This is a genomic window from Sphingomonas sp. SORGH_AS_0789 (assembly GCF_031453055.1).
Classification (GTDB): Bacteria; Pseudomonadota; Alphaproteobacteria; order Sphingomonadales; family Sphingomonadaceae; genus Sphingomonas.
Genome location: NZ_JAVIYV010000001.1, coordinates 524,768 through 540,471, shown reverse-complemented (window position 1 = coordinate 540,471; position 15,704 = coordinate 524,768). Strand labels below are relative to the sequence as shown.

15 protein-coding genes are annotated in these 15,704 nt (G+C 69.6%); 4 read left to right on the top strand and 11 right to left on the bottom strand.

Annotated features, from left to right (window positions below; all coding sequences use genetic code 11):
- The first annotated feature begins 115 nt into the window (after positions 1 to 115).
- Positions 116 to 2,776 (top strand): pyruvate, phosphate dikinase, encoded by a 2,661-nt coding sequence (gene ppdK / locus QE360_RS02380; protein ID WP_309699022.1) that lies wholly within the window; start codon positions 116 to 118, stop codon positions 2,774 to 2,776.
- 227 nt (positions 2,777 to 3,003) lie between these two features.
- On the opposite strand, the gene QE360_RS02375 is transcribed toward ppdK, so the two are convergent.
- The 8 genes from QE360_RS02375 to QE360_RS02340 all read right to left on the bottom strand — a co-directional run bounded on the left by QE360_RS02375 (position 3,004) and on the right by QE360_RS02340 (position 10,445).
- Positions 3,004 to 3,366 (bottom strand): hypothetical protein, encoded by a 363-nt coding sequence (locus tag QE360_RS02375; protein WP_309699020.1) that lies wholly within the window; start codon positions 3,364 to 3,366, stop codon positions 3,004 to 3,006.
- Between the two features lie 66 nt (positions 3,367 to 3,432).
- Positions 3,433 to 4,434, bottom strand: coding sequence for a type II secretion system F family protein (locus QE360_RS02370; RefSeq protein ID WP_309699019.1), 1,002 nt, complete (start codon positions 4,432 to 4,434; stop codon positions 3,433 to 3,435).
- Positions 4,435 to 5,412: a type II secretion system F family protein gene (locus tag QE360_RS02365; protein ID WP_309699018.1), complete on the bottom strand. Its 978-nt coding sequence runs from the start codon at positions 5,410 to 5,412 to the stop codon at positions 4,435 to 4,437.
- Between the two features lie 4 nt (positions 5,413 to 5,416).
- The gene (locus QE360_RS02360) at positions 5,417 to 6,679 is read right to left on the bottom strand and encodes a pilus assembly protein CpaE (RefSeq protein ID WP_309699017.1); all 1,263 of its coding nucleotides are present in this window, start codon (positions 6,677 to 6,679) and stop codon (positions 5,417 to 5,419) included.
- Positions 6,676 to 7,344: a CpaD family pilus assembly lipoprotein gene (locus QE360_RS02355; protein ID WP_309699015.1), complete on the bottom strand. Its 669-nt coding sequence runs from the start codon at positions 7,342 to 7,344 to the stop codon at positions 6,676 to 6,678. The genes QE360_RS02360 and QE360_RS02355 overlap by 4 nt, the downstream gene beginning before the upstream one ends.
- Before the next feature lie 26 nt (positions 7,345 to 7,370).
- The gene (locus QE360_RS02350) at positions 7,371 to 8,900 is read right to left on the bottom strand and encodes a type II and III secretion system protein family protein (protein WP_309699013.1); all 1,530 of its coding nucleotides are present in this window, start codon (positions 8,898 to 8,900) and stop codon (positions 7,371 to 7,373) included.
- A 2-nt stretch (positions 8,901 to 8,902) separates the two neighbouring features.
- Positions 8,903 to 9,898, bottom strand: coding sequence for a Flp pilus assembly protein CpaB (cpaB, locus tag QE360_RS02345; protein ID WP_309699011.1), 996 nt, complete (start codon positions 9,896 to 9,898; stop codon positions 8,903 to 8,905).
- Between the two features lie 52 nt (positions 9,899 to 9,950).
- Positions 9,951 to 10,445, bottom strand: coding sequence for a prepilin peptidase (locus QE360_RS02340; RefSeq protein WP_309704035.1), 495 nt, complete (start codon positions 10,443 to 10,445; stop codon positions 9,951 to 9,953).
- A gap of 50 nt (positions 10,446 to 10,495) precedes the next feature.
- Between QE360_RS02340 and QE360_RS02335 the strand changes: the two genes are divergently transcribed.
- The gene (locus QE360_RS02335) at positions 10,496 to 11,431 is read left to right on the top strand and encodes an alpha/beta hydrolase (protein WP_309699009.1); all 936 of its coding nucleotides are present in this window, start codon (positions 10,496 to 10,498) and stop codon (positions 11,429 to 11,431) included.
- The gene (locus tag QE360_RS02330; RefSeq protein ID WP_309699007.1) at positions 11,428 to 12,507 is read left to right on the top strand and encodes an FAD-dependent oxidoreductase; all 1,080 of its coding nucleotides are present in this window, start codon (positions 11,428 to 11,430) and stop codon (positions 12,505 to 12,507) included. The genes QE360_RS02335 and QE360_RS02330 overlap by 4 nt, the downstream gene beginning before the upstream one ends.
- 21 nt (positions 12,508 to 12,528) lie before the next feature.
- Here the strand turns inward: QE360_RS02330 and rnhA are convergent, their stop codons facing one another.
- Genes rnhA through ispH form a run of 3 tightly spaced genes read right to left on the bottom strand, consistent with a single transcriptional unit; the run spans position 12,529 to position 14,876 of the window.
- Positions 12,529 to 12,966, bottom strand: a complete 438-nt coding sequence (gene rnhA, locus QE360_RS02325) for a ribonuclease HI (RefSeq protein ID WP_307103169.1) — start codon at positions 12,964 to 12,966, stop codon at positions 12,529 to 12,531.
- On the bottom strand, positions 12,963 to 13,916 hold the full coding sequence (thrB, locus tag QE360_RS02320; RefSeq protein WP_309699005.1) for a homoserine kinase: 954 nt from the start codon (positions 13,914 to 13,916) through the stop codon (positions 12,963 to 12,965). Before thrB ends, rnhA begins: the two co-directional genes overlap by 4 nt.
- A 3-nt stretch (positions 13,917 to 13,919) precedes the next feature.
- Positions 13,920 to 14,876: a 4-hydroxy-3-methylbut-2-enyl diphosphate reductase gene (gene ispH, locus QE360_RS02315; protein ID WP_309699003.1), complete on the bottom strand. Its 957-nt coding sequence runs from the start codon at positions 14,874 to 14,876 to the stop codon at positions 13,920 to 13,922.
- A gap of 101 nt (positions 14,877 to 14,977) precedes the next feature.
- Between ispH and QE360_RS02310 the strand changes: the two genes are divergently transcribed.
- Complete coding sequence (locus tag QE360_RS02310) at positions 14,978 to 15,628, top strand: hypothetical protein (protein WP_309699001.1); 651 nt, start codon at positions 14,978 to 14,980, stop codon at positions 15,626 to 15,628.
- Positions 15,629 to 15,704: the final 76 nt, after the last annotated feature.

Genomic DNA, 15,704 nt, shown 5'->3' with positions numbered 1-15,704 from the left:
GATCGGGAGACGGACCGACAGCTTCCTGTCTTCCCCTCCGGCAATATCGCCTTATTAACACCGACGCCTGTGTCCCCAGGGCGTCGGACGATACGACCAGTAAAGGATCGAACCGATGACCTATGTGTACCGCTTCGGCGGCGGCGTTTCGGACGGCGGTAAGGGGGACAGGAACCTGCTTGGCGGCAAGGGCGCGAACCTGGCCGAAATGGCGTCGATCGGGCTGCCGGTGCCGCCGGGCTTCACCATCTCGACCGCGATGTGCACCCGTTATTACGAGGATGGCGAGCAGTTTCCACAAGAGCTGCGCGACGAGGTGGCGGACGGCATCGCGCATATCGAGGCGGTGACCGAGAAGCGCTTCGGCGACCCGGAAAACCCGCTGCTCGTCTCGGTCCGCTCGGGCGCGCGCGTGTCGATGCCGGGCATGATGGACACGGTGCTGAACCTGGGCCTCAACGACGCCACCGTCGAGGGGCTGGCGAAGAAGGCCGGCGACGAGCGTTTCGCCTGGGATAGCTATCGGCGTTTCATCCAGATGTACGCCGATGTCGTGCTGGAGCTGGATCACGGCGCGTTCGAGGAAGCGCTGGAGATCGCCAAGGAGGATAACGGCTTCACCCTCGACACCGAGATGAGCGCCGCCGACTGGAAGGCGCTGGTCACGACCTATAAGGGCCTGGTCGAGGAGCAATGGGGCAAGCCCTTCCCGCAGGACGTGCAGGACCAGCTCTGGGGCGCGGTCGGCGCGGTGTTCGGGTCGTGGCAGTCGGAGCGGGCCAAGGTCTATCGCCGCCTGAACGACATTCCCGCCGACTGGGGCACCGCCGTCAATGTGCAGGCGATGGTCTTCGGCAATATGGGCGATACCTCGGCGACGGGCGTGGCCTTCACGCGCGATCCGTCCAAGGGCGACCGCGCCTATTATGGCGAGTTCCTGATCAACGCGCAGGGCGAGGATGTGGTCGCGGGCATCCGCACGCCGCAGTACCTGACCAGGGCCGCGCGCGAGGAGGCGAAGGCCAAGCCCGCCTCGATGGAAGAGGCGATGCCCGAGGTCTATGCGGAGCTGGCCGCCGTCTTCGACCGGCTGGAAAACCATTACCGCGACATGCAGGACATCGAGTTCACGGTCGAACAGGCCAAGCTCTGGATGCTCCAGACCCGATCGGGCAAGCGCACCGCCAAGGCGGCGCTGAAGATCGCGGTCGACATGGCCAATGAGGGCCTCATCACCCGCGAGGAGGCGATCGCGCGGGTCGATCCGGCGGCGCTCGACCAGCTGCTCCACCCGACGCTGGACCCCAATGCCTGGCGTGACGTGCTGACCAAGGGGCTGCCCGCCAGCCCAGGGGCGGCCTCGGGCAAGGTGGTGTTCGACGCCGATGCCGCCGAGCGTGCGGCGGCGGCGGGCGAGGCGGTGATTCTGGTCCGCGTCGAAACCTCGCCGGAAGATATTCATGGCATGCACGCGGCCAAGGGCATCCTGACCGCGCGCGGCGGCATGACCAGCCATGCGGCGGTCGTGGCGCGCGGCATGGGGCGGCCTTGCGTCTCGGGTGCGGGTTCGCTGTCGATCGACAACAAGGCCAAGCTGCTGCGCGTCGGTGCCCGCGAGGTGCGCGAGGGCGATATCCTGACGCTCGACGGTTCGACCGGCGAGGTGATGGTCGGCGCGGTGGCGACCGTCCAGCCCGAGCTGGCGGGCGATTTCGGCACGCTGATGGAATGGGCCGATCAGGTCCGCCGCCTGAAGGTCCGCGCCAATGCGGAAACGCCGCTCGACTGCCAGACCGCGCGCGATTTCGGCGCGGAGGGCGTCGGCCTGTGCCGCACCGAGCATATGTTCTTCGACGCCGCGCGGATCACGGCGGTGCGCCAGATGATCCTGGCCTCGGACGAAAAGGGCCGCCGCGCCGCGCTCGACAAGCTGCTGCCCGAACAGCGCGCCGACTTCACCGCGATCTTCGAGGTGATGGCGGGCCTGCCGGTGACGGTGCGCCTGCTCGACCCGCCGCTGCACGAATTCCTGCCGCAGCAGGAGGCCGAATTCGCCGAGGTCGCGACGGCGGCGGGCGTGGATGTGGATACGCTGAAGCGTCGGGCGAGCGAACTGCACGAGTTCAACCCGATGCTCGGCCATCGCGGCTGCCGTTTGGGCGTGACCTATCCCGAAATCTACGAGATCCAGGCGCGGGCGATCTTCGAGGCGGCGCTGGACGTCGCGGAGAAGTCGGGTGAAGCCCCGATCCCCGAGGTCATGATCCCGCTGGTCGCCACCCGGCGCGAGCTGGAGTTGATGAAGGCGGTGGTCGACAAGGCCGCGCAGGCCGTGTTCGCCGAGCGGGGCAAGACGGTCGAGTATCTGGTCGGTACCATGATCGAACTGCCGCGGGCCGCGCTGAAGGCCGGGGAAATCGCCGAGGTGGGCGAGTTCTTCTCCTTTGGCACCAACGACCTGACCCAGACGACTTTGGGCGTCAGCCGCGACGACGCCGCACGCTTCCTGGGCGCCTATGTCGAGAAGGGCATCTACGCCAAGGACCCGTTCGTCAGCCTGGATGTCGAGGGCGTCGGCGAACTGGTCAGCCTGGCCGCCGAGCGCGGCCGCGCGACGCGCGCCGGCATCAAGCTGGGCATTTGCGGCGAGCATGGCGGCGATCCGGCGTCGATCGCTTTTTGCGAGCAGGTCGGATTGGATTATGTCTCGGCCAGCCCGTACCGGGTCCCGATCGCCCGGCTGGCGGCGGCGCAGGCGGCGTTGAAGGCGCGGTAACCGTCCACGGGGAGGGGAGCGTTTCGCCGGGCGCTTTCCCTCCCCCATCCCCTCCCGCTTGCGGGAGGGGCGTGCCTAGGAGCGCGAGCAGCGTACATCTCGATCGCGTTGCACGGTGCAATCGGTGATTCGGGGCTGAATGCGCCCCAAGTTCCTCCCCTCCCGCAGGCGGGAGGGGCCGGGGGAGGGCAGGGTGTCTCACCGAGCCCACACCCGATGAAACCCCGTTACCCGCGCGTCGAAACCCGGTTCCCGAAATCGAACCAGCCCCGACGCTCACCCGCCGGATAGGCCGGACGCGCGGCGGTGGCGGCGACCGGGCGGTACGGTACCCGCTCCGTCACGGGGGCCGCCGCCACGGGTTGCGCACTGGCCAGCCGCTGGTTCTCGCGCTCCAGTTCGGCGATGCGGGCCTGTGCGGCGGACAATTTGGTCTCGGTATCCTTCACCTGCGCGGCATGGGCGTCGCGCTCGGTCGAATAGCGGGTGCGCCATTTGCGGCCGCCCGGATGGCTCGCCAAGCCGAAGAGCCACCCTGCGATGAGGACCAGCCCCAGCACGGCGAATTGTGTCGTCGAAGTGAACAGCATCGCGGTCGATCCCTGCCTGTTACGTCCGGACAACGACCGGACGCGTCGGTGGTTGCGCGAGTGTTACTAGCCGGTGACGAGCGTATCCTTGATCGAGCAGGCGGCGGGGCCCAGGATCACCACGAACAGCGTCGGCAGGATGAACAGGATCAGCGGCACCGTCATGATCGCGGGCAGGCGCGCGGCCTTTTCCTCGGCGCGCATCATGCGTTCGTTGCGGAACTCGGCCGACAGGACGCGCAGCGCGCTGGCGAGCGGGGTGCCGTATTTCTCGGTCTGGATCATCGTGGTGACGACCCCCCGCACCGAATCGAGATCGACCCGCATCGCCAGATTCTCCAGCGCCTGCCGCCGGTCGGTCAGGAAACCCAGCTCGACCGAGGTCAGCTGGAACTCGTCGCCCAGCTCGGGATAGGCGCGGCGCAATTCGCGGGCCACGCGCATGAAGGCGGCGTCGATCGTCAACCCGGCCTCGGCGCAGATGACCAGCAGGTCGAGCGCATCGGGCAGGCCCTTGCGGATCGCCTGGCTGCGCTTGGTGATCTGGTTCTTCAGCGCCAGATCGGGGGCCTTGTACGCCAGCAGCAGCGTACCCGCGACCAGGATGTTGCGGCTGAACGGGCTCCAGGTGGCGAAACCGTCGGTGCCGTAGACCCACAAGGCGATCAGCCCGCCCAGCACGATCGGCAGCGCGAGGCGGCCGAAGATCACCGCGACCGCCATCTCCTTGGACCGGATACCCGCCTGGAGCAGCTTGGTCTGGACGGCGCGGACCTGTTCGTCCTGCAACATCTTCAGCGAATCGAGGATGGCATGCATCCGGTTCAGCATCGTGTCGCGGTCGATCAGCCGCGCGCGCGACGGGGGCGGGGCGGTGGTCCCGGCCTTGAGCTGCTCGCGGCGCGCGTTGAGGGTACGCACCCGCGCCTTCATCGGATCGCGGCTGCCGATCAGCAGATAGCCGACGAACAGCAGGGCCAGGATGCAGACGCCCCATAGCAGCGTGGCGGTGGAGGCGGCGTCGAGGCCGAACGGGCCGGTCGCGGAAGAGGGGGCGGGGCTGCGCATTCAGATCTCGAAATTGATCATGCGGGACATGATGAACGCGCCCAGACCCATCCACAGGATGCCGACGCCGCCGACCAGCATCAGGCGCGGGTCGATGAAGAAGCGCGCCATATAGGGCTGGTTGATCATCCAGATCATGGCGAACACGGCAAAGGGCAGGACGCCGATAATATAGGCCGACGCCTTGGATTCGGACGACATCGCCTTGATCTTCAGCTTCATCTGCGCGCGCTTGCGCAGCACGTCGGCCAGGTTGGACAGCGTCTCGGCCAGGTTGCCGCCGGTTTCGCGCTGGATGGCGATGGCGATGACGAAGAACTGGAATTCGGGCGTCTCCAGCCGGTCGGCGACGTCCTGCAGCGCGGCATCCATCGTCCGGCCGATCCGCATCCGGTCATAGACCGCGCGGAACTCCTCGCCGACCGGGCCGGGCACCTCCTGGCCGACGACCGCCATCGTCTCGGCGATGGGCAGGCCCGAGCGCAGCCCGCGGACCAGCAGCTCGATCGCGTCGGGAAAGCGGGCGGTGAACTTCGCGATCCGGCGGCCGATCGTCATCGACAGGAAGACATGCGGCAACCACAGCCCGATCCCGATGCCCAGCAGCAGCGCCAGGATGAAGGACAGCCCGATCATCAGGCCCAGCATCAGCGTGACGAGCGCGACGGCGGCGCAGCCCAGGCCATATTGCCCCAGCGTCCAGCCGCGCCCCGCCCGGTCCAGCCGCCTGGCCAGCTTCGCCGGGTTGGGCAGCAACCGGCCGAACGCCTTGTCCATGCGGGTATCGGTGGCGAACGCGATCCCACGCGACGCGGTCGCCACGGCGGGCTTGTCGAGATCGAGCGCGACCCGCGTGCGCAGGCCCGCCAGCCGCCGCGACTGCGCGCGCGGCGTCGACGGGGCCGACAGTGCGGCCATCACCAGCATCAGCGTCGCGAAGACGCCGATCGCCAGGATCAGGGTCGCCAGGATGCTCACCCGGTCAGGCCGTCCCGGCGCGCTTCGACAGCAGCGCCTTGAAGTCGAACCGGTCGAGCAGCCCGCGCCGCGCCGGGGCGGCGGCGCCGTCCTCCGCCGAGGTGCAGATGCGCTGGACCATCGCGATCATCGGCGCGACGGTGCGCGAGGACTTGCCCAGCTCGGCGATCGGCTTGCCCAGCTTGGCGGCCTGCACGACCAGCTTCTGGTCATAGGGGATGAGGACATCGACGGGGCGCTCGATCGACCCCTCGAAATCGCTCTGCGCGATCTCGCAGAGCGCGGCCGGCTGGACCCGGTTGGCGACGAGCAGGACGGCGGCCTGCGGCGCGTTGAGCTTCAGCCAGGCGAGCATGCGGATCGTGTCGCGCGCGGCGGCCAAAGTGAGTTCGGTCACCAGCACCACGGTCTGGGCGGTGTTCAACAACATCGGCTGTTGCAGGGCCATGTCGCGCGGCAGGTCGACCAGCGTCGTCTCGAAGGTCAGCCGCATCTCCTCCTGCAACTGGGCGAAGGCGATGCCGTCGGTCAGGATCGGCGCGCTGATCGGCGCCTCGGCGGACAGGATGGCCAGCCGCTCCGACGCCTTGACCATCGCGCGTTCCAGGAACAGCCCGTCGATCCGGCTGGGATTGTCGATCGCGTCGACCAGCCCGCGTCCCGGCTCCAGGTCGAGCGAGAGCGCGGCGGTGCCGAAATGCACGTCCAGGTCGAGCAGCGCGGTCGAACGCCCCAGCCGCTCCGCCATCAGCCAGCCGAGCGAGGTGGCGATGGTCGAGGCACCGATGCCGCCGCGCACGCCGATCACCGCGACGCCGCAATGCGCCCGTTCGGGCGTCTGGTCGGCGGGGCGGGGGGCGTGCAGGATCGCGCGCGCCTGTTCGAGCGTGTCGCGAAGCTGATCGGCGCTCAGCGGCTTGAGCAGATAATCATGGATGCCGCTGTTCATCAGCGTGCGATAGAGGCGCACGTCGTTGACCTGCCCGATCGCGATGACGATCGTGCCGGGTTCGCACACCTCGGCCAGATTGTTGATCTCCCCCACCGCATCGTCGGTGTCGCTCAGGTCGACCAGCAGGATCTGCGGGCTGGCCGACACCGCCAGCGACTGGATCGCACCGCGCATGCCGGTCTTGAAGACCTTGTCCGGCGACCATCCCTGTTCGTCGGCGATCGGGCGGATCGCCTCGGCCGCCCAGTCGTCGCAGACATAGGCCTGGAACGGGTCGCGCTTCAGCGCGCGTTGGGGATTCCAGGGGGCGTTCACTGGGGCTCTCCGCTGCTGGTCGGCGCGGGGCCGCTGCTCGCGGTCGCGTTGGGATCGCGCAGCGTGGTGCCGCCCGTGCCGGTGGTGCCCGCCCGCCGCATCGCGACGATCGCGCGGGTGGCGGAGCGCGGGTCGGCGGTGGCGGGGCCGTCGGTGCCGCGGACCAGTTCCCGGGGATCGGCGACCATCGCCGCCAGATTGCGGTTGATCGCGCAGCCATGGTTGGACGAAGTGTCGCCGCTCCAGTCGGGGGCCAGATCGCTGCGCCAGTCGGGGCAGCCGGGCACCGTCGCGCGGGCGCGGGTCACGATCACGCGGATCGTCGCGGGCGCGACCGGGCTCTGCGCGATGGGCGAGGACGGACCGAGCAGCAGGCCATAAGCGCCGATCACCGCCGCGACCTGGCGATAGGCGCCGGGGGCCTCGCCCGCCGGGTCCTCGATGGTCACGCGGTCGCCATAACCCAGCCGCAGGTTGCGCGCCCAGCCGTCGAGGCGACGATCCTCGTCGGCCGCCAGTTGCCCGCGCGACACGGCGAGGTCGAGCGCATAGTCGGTCTGCGACACGACCGGCTGATGCGCGGTTTCCAGCCCGTGCTGGCCGCCGGCGTTACAGGCGGACAGCAGCAGGCCGAGGGACGTCAGGCAAAGCGGGGCGCGGCGCATGGGGCGGGGCATCCTTGGGCGGGCGGTCATTCGGAAAAGCCCGGCATGGGAACGGCCTTGCCGGGCCGGGCGGCGGGCGCGGCTCCGACCGGCGCGGCGGCGCCGGATACGGGGCGACCCTGGACCGGCGGGGCCATGGTGGGGACGGGGCGCGGCTCTCCGGACCCGGCGGCGACCCGTCCCAGCAGGACGCGCTCGGCATCGTTGGGCGGGCGCTGGCTGTCCGTCGGCAGGGCGATGTCCGAAGGGGAATCGACCGGCTTGACCAGATAGGGGGTGATGATGATGACCAGCTCGGTCTCGTTGCGCTTGAACGCGTTGGAGCGGAACAGCGAGCCGATCAGCGGCAGGTCGCCCAGCCACGGCGCCTTTTCGATGCTGTTGTCATGGGTGTTGGACAACAGCCCACCGATCATCATGCTCTGCCCCGACCCCAGCTCCAGCGTCGTCTCGGCGCGGCGGGTGGACAGAGCGGGGATCGAGGTGCCGTTGATCCGGACCGACCCCACCGACGAGATTTGCGAGACTTCGGGCCGGACGCGCAGCGAGATCCGCCCGTCGGACAGCACCGTCGGCGTGTAGGACAGGCTGACGCCATATTGCTTATAGTCGACCGACACCGCGCCGAAGCCGCTGGTCAGCGGAATGGGGATCTCGCCCCCCGCCAGGAAGGTCGCGGTCTCGCCCGACAGCGCGGTCAGGTTGGGATTGGCCAGCGTCGACACCTGGCCCAGTGTCTCGCCCAGATCGATCGCGGCGAGCAGGTTCATCCCCAGCACCCGTCCGGCCAGCCCCACCGACGTCCGCGCGTCGCCCGAGGTGAAGCCATAGCGGGTGCCGATGATCTGCCCCGTGGTCGGATCGGTGACGTCGCTGATCGTTCCAGCATTGCGGCCCGACGCGACGCCGAACAGGAAGCCGCCGCTATTGTCGCGGCTCAGCAGGTTGACGCCGATCGTCTTGACGAAGCTGCGACTGACCTCGGCGATGCGGACCTGAAGGTTCACCTGAAGCGGGGTCGCGGTCTTCAACCGGCTGATGATCCGGGTGTCCTTGCCGACATAGGCCTGGACCAGCCGCTCCGCCTCGGCGACATCGTCGGGGGAGGCGACGGTGCCGGTCAGCAGGATCATGCCGTTGATCGGCGTGGCGGCGATCTTGGCCTCCGGCATGGCCAGCCGCAGCATCCGGCCGATCGAATCGGTGTTGTTGCCGACCCGCACCGTCGCCGAATAGACGACCGCCCCGCCGCGCCCGGTGGCCGAGATCGTCGTTTCGCCCGGCTTCTTGCCATAGATATAGAGCTGGGTGGGCGAGCGGACCTGGACGTCGGCGATGCTGTCGTCGGCGACGAACAGATCGGTCATCGGACGGCGCAGGGTGATGAGGCGCGCCCGCCCGGTGTTGATCTCCATCGCGCCCGACCCGTCGCTGACGACCGTGGAGCCTTCCGGATCGGCGGCGGCGGATGGCGCGGGGGCGAGGAGCAGCGGTGCGAGGATCAGCATATGGGCGGCGGCGCGTGCCGAGCCCGCCAGGATGGACCGGGACGCCATGTTCAATTCATCCTGCCAGCTGTGGACGGACCCGAATCGCCCGACCCATGGCCGCGCGTGACCTGCACGCCGCCTTCGCGAACCGGGGCGCCCATTCCCGTGGCCGCGCCCGCGCTGCCTGCCACGGGCATCGCGCCGCCGGGCATCGGGATCGTGCCGTGATCGGGCCCGGCATTGGCCTGGCGTCCGGGCACCGTCCGGCGCTGATAGCGCGACACGTCGCCGCCGGTGGCATAGGAGGCGCGGTCGATCATCGGCTGGCTGGCCCCGGCGCTTCGGTCGGGCTGGTCGGCCAGCGCGCGCAGCGACAGCGACAGCGTGCCGACCGTCTGCGCGACGGCGAGCTGTTCGGCCATTTTCGGCGTCGTCTCGACCGTGACGGTGGTGAAGGGGTGGACCGCCGTCTTGCCGTCCGAGCCCGCCTGATGGTCGGTGCTCTGGTCGGTGGCGAGCACGCGGACGTTGCGCATGATCGTCTCCGACACCTTCAGCGGGGGCCCGTCGCCGCCGCCCGCGACATCCTGGGTCAGCACCATGTCGATGCGGTCGCCGGGAAACACGAAGCCCGCCACCGCCGTCTGCGCCGATACCGGCACCGTCACCGCGCGCATGCCCGGCGTCAGCGCCGCGGCCAGGAAGCCCCGGTCGCCCGGCGGCACCACCGACCCCTGGGTCAGCGGCTGCCCGGCGGTGATCGCATAGCGCAGCACCGTGCCCTGCAGCTTGGTGGGATCGGCCTGGCCCTTCACATAATAGGCACCCTGGACCATGTCCTTGGGCCAGGGCTGGAATTTCAGCGCGGTCGGGTCGATGATCGTACCGACCGGCAGGGTGCGGGTCGCGACCAGCACCTCGGGGCCCGATTCGGCGGGCGCGACGATGACGGCGGCGGCGGCCTGCGGCGCGCTGCTGCCCGACGTGATGGTCCGGGCGAACAGCGCGGTCATCCCCGCGACCACCAACGCGCCCAACACCAGTAACAATTTGCGACTGTCCATCCCGCGCTCTTGGCCTCGTCGCCGAACCCTCTGCCCGGCCTGTTCAGGAAAATCAGGTATGATTGAATGGGTTAAATATCGGTTCCCGCAGGATCATCAGCCCGGCCACCGCGATCGCGACGCCATAGGGAACCTCGATCGGCCGCGCCGCCCCGCCCTGGCGCCGACGGCGCCACCGATGGTCGAGAATCATGGCGAAGGTCACCGCGCCGCCCGCGATCGACATGATCAGCAGCATCCGGAACAGCGGTTGCAGCGGCAGCCATAGCGCCAGCGCGGCGATCATCTTCACGTCGCCGCCGCCCATCATGCCGACGCGAAAGGCCTGCGCGAACAGCAGGAAGACGAAGCCCGCCACCGCCAGCTGCACCACGATATCGGGCCAGACCGACAGTCCCGACGCCCACCACCAGAGCGGCGCGAGCAGCGCGATGGCGGCGTTCTTGCGGTCGGCGATCTCGCGGGTGCGCGCGTCCTCGATCCCCGCCGCCACCAGCAACAGGGTCAGCGCACCGATCAGCGCGATACGGACAATGGTCCATTCCATCATAGAACCACCTAGACGGCAGGGCTTTCTAAACCGTAACCGGGAGGCGGATGACCGACGCCTTCGCCCTTCGCCGATCCTTCCCCGCCGACGCGCGGCTGTCGCACTGGACCGCGCCCGATGGCTGGGCGCATCGCCGGTTCGACTGGGTGGCGACGCGGCCGGTCGGTCGGTTGCTGTTCCAGACGGGCCGCGCCGACATGATCGAGAAATATCTGGAGGTCTTCGCGCATCTGGTGGCGCGCGGCTGGAGCGTCACCGCGTTCGACTGGCGCGGGCAGGGGGGATCGGGACGCCTGCTCGCCGACCGGCATGTCGGGCATGGTGCCGATTTCTCGGTCTATGTCGCGGACCTGCGCAGCTTCTGGCAGCAATGGCGGGGCGAGGACGGCGTGGGGCTTCGCCATGTCCTGCTCGGCCATTCGATGGGCGGCCATCTGGCGTTGCGCGCCGTGGTCGAGGGCGCGGTCGATCCCGATGCCCTGGTGCTGGTTTCGCCGATGCTGGGGCTTCGCCTGCCGACCGGCGCGCTGCTGGGGGCGATCCTCATCCGTGCGATGGCGGCGCTCGGCCGGGGCGAGCGTGCGATCTGGCGCGCCGATGACGGGGCGGGCCGTCATACCCGCCAGCGCAACCTGACCCATGACGTCACGCGTTACGAGGACGAGGCCTATTGGTACGCGCGGATGCCCGAGCTGGCGCTGGGGCCGCCGAGCTGGGGATGGCTGGCGGAGGCGTCGCGCTCGATCCGGGGGCTGTCGCGCGATCCCCGGCTCGACCGGATGGGCCTGCCGACGCTGATGCTGATCGCCGAGGCCGACCGGCTGGTCGATTCGCGCGTCGCGGCGCGGGTCGCCGCCCGGATCGGCGCGCGCACGGTCCGCTTCGGCGACGAGGCGGCGCATGAGCTGCTGCGCGAGGCGGATACGGTGCGGCTGCGCGCGCTGGAGGCGATCGATACGTTCCTGGCTGGGGTCGCCGCATGAGCCATGACATCGCGATCGTCGGCGCGGGCATGGCGGGGGCGAGCCTGGCGGCGGCGATCGGATCGCGCGCACGCGTCATCCTGCTCGAAGCGGAGGACATGCCCGGACGCCATGCGACCGGGCGCTCGGCGGCCTTCTGGTCGGAAACCTATGGCGGCCCGGCGGTCCAGCCGCTGACCACCGCCTCCGGCGCGGCGCTGCGCGGCGGCGGGTATCTGACCCCGCTCGGCTCGCTTCACGTCGGGCGCGCGGAGGATTCGGCGCAGATCGAGCGGCTGCTCGGCGATTTCGCGGGCAGTGGGGTGGACCTGTCGCCGGTCGATCCCGCCACGCGCATCCCCGGTCTGCGCCCCGAATGGGTGCGGGGCATCTGGGAGCCGAGCTGCGCCTATATCGACGTGGCCGCGCTCCACGCCGATTTCCTGGCGGCGGCGAAGGGCGCGGGGGCGGTGCTGAGGACCGATGCCGCGCTGGTCGCCGCCGAACGCCGCGACGGGCTATGGCATCTGGAGACGCGCGCCGGGCCGGTCCAGGCGCGGATATTGGTCGACGCGGCGGGGGCCTGGGCGGACGAGGTCGCGCGGATCGCGGGGGCCGCGCCGGTCGGCATCACGCCCTATCGCCGGACGATGATGCAGCTGCGCACCGATCCGCCCGCGCCGTCCGGCCTGCCGCATGTCATCGACATCAACGGCCGTTTCTATTTCAAGCCCGAGGCGGGCGGGCGGCTGTGGCTGACCCCGCATGACGAGACCCCCAGCGTCCCCTGCGACATCGCGCCCGAGGAATGGGACGTGGCGGTCGCCATCGACCGGCTGGAAAAGGTGGTCGACTGGCGCGTCGCAGCGGTCGAGCGCCGCTGGGCGGGGCTGCGCAGCTTCGCCCCCGACCGCGCGCCGGTCTATGGTTTCGACGCCAGGGTGCCGGGCTTCTTCTGGTGCGCGGGGCAGGGCGGCTTCGGCATCCAGACCGCCCCCGCCGCGTCGCGCATGGCGGCGGCGCTGCTGCTGGGCCAGGGGGATATGCCGGGCGGCGTGGATGCGGCGCGCTATGCGGCGGCGCGGTTCTCGCGATAGCCACGGACCGCCCGGAAGCGGCTATTTGCGGAACGTCTCCGCCGCGTCGCTCGCCAGCTTGTCGGCGCGTTCATTGTCGGGGTGGCCGGCATGGCCCTTGACCCATTTCCACTCGATCTGGTGCCGCTCCGCCGCCGCAACCAGCGCCTGCCATAGCTCGGCATTCTTGACCGGCTTCTTGTCCGCCGTGCGCCAGCCATTGCGTTTCCAGCCATGGATCCACTTGGTCAGGCCGTCCATCACATAGCGGCTGTCGGTCGACAGCGTCACCGCGCACGGACGCTTGAGCGCGTTCAGCGCCTCGATCGCCGCCATCAGCTCCATGCGGTTGTTGGTGGTCAGCGGCTCGCCGCCCGACAATTCCTTCTCATGCGCGCCCGACCGGATCAGCGCGCCCCAGCCGCCGGGGCCGGGATTGCCCTTGCACGCGCCATCGGTGGCGATCTCCACGGGGGTCACAGTCCGGCCTTTCCGTCGCGATAGGCGATATAGCGCCGCCAATAGGCGAGCGGGTCCTTGCGCGTCACCAGCGCATCGGCCGGGGTGTTCAGCCAGTCCCAGGCCCGCGACAGCGCGAAGCGGAGGCACGCGCCCATCGCCAGCTTCGCGAAGGCCGCGCGCTCGGTGTGGGACAGCGGGAAGTGGCGCTCATATCCTTCGATCAGCGCCGCGCCGATTTCGGGTGCATAGGTCTCGCCGGCCGCGTCGAAGCTCCAGGCCGAGTGCATGACGGCGAGGTCATAGACGCGGTAGTCGGTGCAGGCGAAATAGAAGTCGATCAGGCCGGTGACCTGATCGCCCAGCACCAGCACATTGTCGGGGAACAGGTCGGCATGGATGACGCAAGCGTCGAGGCTCTGCGCGTCCCAGCCGTCCAGCACCGTGTCGAGCGCTTCGCCCATCGCGTCGTGCAGGCCCGGCTGAATCCGGTCGAGATCGCGGCCGCATTGTTTGAATAGCGGCCGCCAGCTGGCATGGCCCATCGAATTGGCGCGGCTCTGCGGAAAGTCCGCCACCGCCCGGTGCATCGCGCCCATCGCGTCCGCCGCCGCCAGCGCCTGCGCCGGGGTCGGGTGCGACAGCGACACGCCGGTCAGGAACTGGATCAGGCAGGCGGGGCGGCCCGCCAGCTCCTGGATCTCGACGCCCTGCCGGTCCTTGATCGCGGGCGGCACGGCCAGGCCCTTGGCGGCGAGATGGTCGAGCAGCGCGAGGAAGAAGGGCAGGTCGCCCGCCGCCACGCGCTTTTCGTACAGCGTCAGGATGAACCGCGCGGTCGTGGTGTCGACCAGGTAATTGCTGTTCTCGACCCCCTCGGCGATCCCCTTGGCGGAGATCAGCTCGCCCACGTCATAGCGTGCCAGAAACGCCGACAGCGCCTCGGCCGAAACCTGCGTATAGACGGCCATGGTTCAGGCGGCCGCTTCCAGACCGCGCGGCAGCTTGAACGCGATCGTCTCGCGCGTCGTCTCTTCCTCGCGTTCGGTGACGGTGAAGCGTTCGGACAGACGATCGACCAGCTCGCGGACCAGCAGCTCGGGCGCCGAGGCCCCGGCGGTCAGGCCCAGCGTCCTGACCCCGTCGAGGAACGCCCAGTCGAGATCGGCGGCGCGCTGGATCAGCTGCGCGCGCTTGCCCGCGCGCTCGGCCACTTCGACCAGCCGCAGCGAGTTGGACGAGTTGGGCGCGCCGATCACCAGCACCGCGTCGCACTCGGCGGCGATCGCCTTGACAGCGGCCTGGCGGTTGGAGGTGGCGTAGCAGATATCCTCGCCACGCGGCGCCTGGATGCTGGGGAAGCGGCGCTGGAGCGCATCGATCGTCGCGGCGGTGTCGTCGACCGACAGAGTGGTCTGGGTCAGGAACGCCAGATTGTCGGGATCGGCGGGGGTGAAGGCTTCGACATCGGCGACCGTCTCGACCAGCGACATCGAGCCCGGCGGCACCTGGCCGAAGGTGCCGATGACCTCAGGGTGGCCGGCATGACCGATGAAGACGATGTGGCGGCCCATCTCGACCAGCCGCTCGGCCTGGCGATGGACCTTGGACACCAGCGGGCAGGTGGCGTCGAGATAGTCGAGGCCCCGGCTCTCGGCATCGGCGGGCACCGACTTGGGCACCCCGTGCGCGGAGAAGACGACATGCGCGTGCGGCGGCACCTCGTCCAGTTCCTCCACGAAGATCGCGCCCTTGGCCTTCAGGCTGTCGACGACGAACTTGTTGTGGACGATCTCGTGCCGGACATAGACGGGGGCGCCATGTTTTTCGAGCGCCAGCTCAACGATGCGGATGGCGCGGTCGACGCCCGCACAGAAGCCGCGCGGGGCGGCGATCAACAGGTCGAGCGGCGGCTTGGGGGCATCGGTCATGCTGCGGCTCTACGCCATTGCTTGCGCGCGTCCAACCCGGTTCCTATGCTGGCGGCCAAACCGGCATCCTGCTTCGGCATCCAGAATAGGCGTTTCGACCTGTGAAAGCATCGCTCCCCGTTTCCGTCTTGGCGCCCGTTGCCCTTGCGCTCGTGCTGGGGGGCTGCGCCCGCACCGGTGAGATCGATGCCTCGGGCGGGATCACCGCCGTCCGCTCGGCCTGCCCGGTGGTGGGCGTGGCGGCGGGCACCGGTGACGTGACCCTGTTCAAGACGCCGGGCGCGACCGACGAGGGGGCGATCGATCTGGTCGCCAACATGACCGATGTCCGCTCGACCTGCGCCGATGTGGGCAGCGACATCGTCACCACCGTGACCTTCAACGTCGAGGCGCGGCGCACCGACACGGCGGCGGCGCGCGACGTGACGCTGCCCTATTATATCGCGATCGTGCGCGGCGGGACCAATGTCGTCGCCAAGCGGGTGAGCCGCGTGTCGGTCCATTTCGACGCGGGCCAGGCGCGCGGCCAGGTGGCGGGCGAGGCCTCCACCACCATCGCGCGCGCCGCCGCGACCCTGCCCGACGAGGTCCGCGAAAAGCTGACCCGTCGCCGCAAGGCGGGCGACGAGGACGCGGCGGTCGATCCGCTGAGCCAGCCCGAGATCCGCCAGGCGGTGGCAAGCGCCAGCTTCGAGGCGCTGGTCGGGTTCCAGCTGACCGAGGCGCAGCTGAAGTATAACGCGACTCGCTAACGTCGTATTCCTCCCCTGCAAGGGGAGGGGGACCAGCGAAGCTGGTGGAGGGGTGTCGCCGCTTGCGCGTGCAGGA

Coding starts and splice junctions, on each gene's coding strand:
- QE360_RS02350 (WP_309699013.1), bottom strand. CDS start 8,900: ATGGCGTCCCGGTCCATCCTGGCGGGCTCGGCACGCGCCGCCGCCCAT.
- ppdK (WP_309699022.1), top strand. CDS start 116: ATGACCTATGTGTACCGCTTCGGCGGCGGCGTTTCGGACGGCGGTAAG.
- QE360_RS02370 (WP_309699019.1), bottom strand. CDS start 4,434: ATGCGCAGCCCCGCCCCCTCTTCCGCGACCGGCCCGTTCGGCCTCGAC.
- QE360_RS02340 (WP_309704035.1), bottom strand. CDS start 10,445: ATGGAATGGACCATTGTCCGTATCGCGCTGATCGGTGCGCTGACCCTG.
- QE360_RS02375 (WP_309699020.1), bottom strand. CDS start 3,366: ATGCTGTTCACTTCGACGACACAATTCGCCGTGCTGGGGCTGGTCCTC.
- thrB (WP_309699005.1), bottom strand. CDS start 13,916: ATGGCCGTCTATACGCAGGTTTCGGCCGAGGCGCTGTCGGCGTTTCTG.
- QE360_RS02330 (WP_309699007.1), top strand. CDS start 11,428: ATGAGCCATGACATCGCGATCGTCGGCGCGGGCATGGCGGGGGCGAGC.
- QE360_RS02355 (WP_309699015.1), bottom strand. CDS start 7,344: ATGCGCCGCGCCCCGCTTTGCCTGACGTCCCTCGGCCTGCTGCTGTCC.
- QE360_RS02335 (WP_309699009.1), top strand. CDS start 10,496: ATGACCGACGCCTTCGCCCTTCGCCGATCCTTCCCCGCCGACGCGCGG.
- cpaB (WP_309699011.1), bottom strand. CDS start 9,898: ATGGACAGTCGCAAATTGTTACTGGTGTTGGGCGCGTTGGTGGTCGCG.
- ispH (WP_309699003.1), bottom strand. CDS start 14,876: ATGACCGATGCCCCCAAGCCGCCGCTCGACCTGTTGATCGCCGCCCCG.